The sequence below is a fragment of the Phycisphaerae bacterium genome (assembly GCA_012729815.1).
Classification (GTDB): domain Bacteria; phylum Planctomycetota; class Phycisphaerae; order JAAYCJ01; family JAAYCJ01; genus JAAYCJ01.
In genome coordinates, this window is record JAAYCJ010000359.1 from 1 (window position 1) to 2,397 (window position 2,397).

The window sequence follows — 2,397 nt, forward strand, 5'->3', positions numbered from 1 at the left end:
CGCCCCTTCGTCCAGGGGCTTGTGCCCCTGGCTACATTCTTACGCCCCTTTGGGGCTAGGGGCTCACGCCCGTGGCTACATGCTTACGCCCCTTCGTCCAGGGGCTTGTGCCCCTGGCTACATCCTTGCGCCCCTTCGGGGCTGATCAGGGCGGGTGGGGAAGGTTTGGTCCCAGTGGGTGCGGCGTTGTGAGGGGCTTTGTCCGAAGTAGCGGCGGAAGGTTTTGGCGAAGTGGAAGGGGCAGGGGTAGCCGGTCTGTTGGGCGACGGCTTTGATCGGGAGGTCCGTGGTGAGCAGGAGGTGCTGGGCGAGAGACATGCGTTTGTTGAGCATGTAGCGGTAGGGGCTCAGGCCGGCGTGGCGTCTGAAGAGGTGGTGGAAGTAGTTGGGGGCGAGGCCGGCTGCGCGTGCGACGGTTTCGAGCGAGGGGCATTGCTGATGGTGGCGGTCCATGTAGGCGATGGCTGGGGCGAGGGGTTGGTGTGTGTCGGTGTCGGCGTCGGAGGGTTGGTGGACGGACGCGATCACGCGGGCGAGGATGTCCTGGATGAACGCGTGGAGGCGGAGTTGGGCGGGCGGCGCTGACTGGGTCAGTATCCGGCGGTCGATGTTTTCGAGGAGGTCGCGCCAGTAATTCGGGAGGTCGTTTGCCCAGCTGTGGAGAGGGGCGGCTTGGTTCAGGGCGCGGGTGAGGGTGAAGTTGGTCGGGTTGAGGTGAAGCCAGCGGACGCGCATGGAGTCACAACCGTAGCGTCCGAGGTGGTAGCCGGAGAAGAAGTAGACGCGGCCGGGCTGGAGGCGATGGTCGCGGCCGGCGATCTGGAGGCGGGAGCGTCCGGCCTGGAGGTAGTAGATCATGTAGCAGGCGTATGGGCCGTGGCCGTTCCATTCGCGGCTGCAGAGGGTGTCGCCAGCGTCGAGGAGTTCGTAGTCCGTGGCCATGATCGTAAGATTATACATGGGAATAGTAAGTAATGCCATGTTAAAGCCCGGCTATTGTGTCTAGGGTGGTAATAAAGTACATGCCATCGGAGAACAGGAGACTTGCATGAACGGCCGGGAGCGTTTTGTCCGTTACATGAATTACGAACCGGTGGACCGTCCGCCCGTTTTGGTTTTGGAGCCGTATGAAGTGCCGGCTTTGGAGCGGTGGCGTGGTGAGGGGCTGCCGGAGGATCAGAGTCCGCAGGAGTTTCTGGGGCTGGATGAGTTTTGTTTCGTTCCGTTGTCGTTTTATCCCCATCCGGAGTTTCCGATTCGGAGGCTTGACGAGGATGAGGAGTATGTGGTTGAGACGGATTGGATGAACACGACGGTTCGTCGGCGGAAGGAAGCTCCGACGATGTATTACGGGCACATCGATCATCCGGTCAAGAGTCGGGCGGATTGGGAGGAGTACCGGCGGCATTTTGAAGCCGATTGGGCGGTTCGCGGGTTGAGCGAGGAGGCGGTGCGGGCGTTGAACGAGTCGGATCGGCCGGTGTATCTGCCGCTGTATCCTTTTTTCTTCCGGTTGGGGTTTTACGCTTTGGGGATGGAGCGGTTTTTGACGGCGTTTTACGACGATCCGAGTCTTATTCACGAGATGTTTTCTGATTGGACTGATTTTGTGTGCGGTTTACTTCGGCCGGCGTTGTCGCGGGTGAAGGTCGATATCGCGATGTTCGCGGAGGATCTGGCGTTCAAGACGAGCACGCACATCTCGCCGGGCGTATACGAGGAGTTCTGGTATCCGTATCAGGATCGGGTTGTGGCGCTGCTGAAGGAGTTCGAGGTTCCGTTTGTGGGTCTTTGGACGGCTGGGAATATCAATCCGCTGGTGGAGGGTCTGCTGGAGCACGGGATCAACTGCACGTGGCCGCTGGAATGCCAGGCGGTTGGGATGGACCCGTTTGAGTTGCGGCGGCGGTACGGCCGGTCGCTGCGGCTGGGCGGAGGGATCGCGAAGGAGGCTTTGATCGCGGGTCCGGAGGCGATCGATCGCGAGATCGATCGGCTGATGCCGTTGATTCGGGAGGGCGGTTTTTTGCCCTCGCTGGATGATATGGTTCCACCGGAGGTTCCGTTTTGGCATTATCGGCATTTGGCTGAGCGGCTGTTGGCTATTCGGTTGTGATGGCGGGAAGAGGGCGTAGGGGTACGGGATCAGACGATCTGCTGGCGGCGGTAGGCGGCGGGTGGGACGCCCATGAGTTGTCGGAAGATTCGGGAGAAGTGGAAACGGTTGGCGAATCCGGTGGTTTCGGCGATCAGGTCGATGGGATCGTTTGAGAAGGCGAGTCGTTGGGCGGCGGCGGCGACGCGGCGTTCTCGGACGTACCGGGCGGGGCTCATGCCGAGTTCGGCGTGGAAGCATCGGGTGAAGTGGCTTTCGCTGAGGCCGGAGCGTCGGGCGAG

General features: G+C 61.3%; 3 protein-coding genes. 1 reads left to right on the forward strand and 2 read right to left on the reverse strand.

All coding sequences use genetic code 11. The features are described from left to right. Positions 1-117: 117 nt before the first annotated feature. Complete coding sequence (locus GXY33_22705; protein ID NLX07963.1) at positions 118-942, reverse strand: helix-turn-helix transcriptional regulator; 825 nt, start codon at positions 940-942, stop codon at positions 118-120. Between the two features lie 106 nt (positions 943-1,048). Between GXY33_22705 and GXY33_22710 the strand changes: the two genes are divergently transcribed. Further along, on the forward strand, positions 1,049-2,116 hold the full coding sequence (locus GXY33_22710) for a hypothetical protein (GenBank protein ID NLX07964.1): 1,068 nt from the start codon (positions 1,049-1,051) through the stop codon (positions 2,114-2,116). Positions 2,117-2,145: 29 nt separating this feature from the next. On the opposite strand, the gene GXY33_22715 is transcribed toward GXY33_22710, so the two are convergent. Next, a partial coding sequence (locus GXY33_22715) for a helix-turn-helix transcriptional regulator (GenBank protein NLX07965.1) occupies positions 2,146-2,397 on the reverse strand: 252 nt, incomplete at its 5' end.

Coding starts and splice junctions, on each gene's coding strand:
- GXY33_22710 (NLX07964.1), top strand. CDS start 1,049: ATGAACGGCCGGGAGCGTTTTGTCCGTTACATGAATTACGAACCGGTG.
- GXY33_22705 (NLX07963.1), bottom strand. CDS start 942: ATGGCCACGGACTACGAACTCCTCGACGCTGGCGACACCCTCTGCAGC.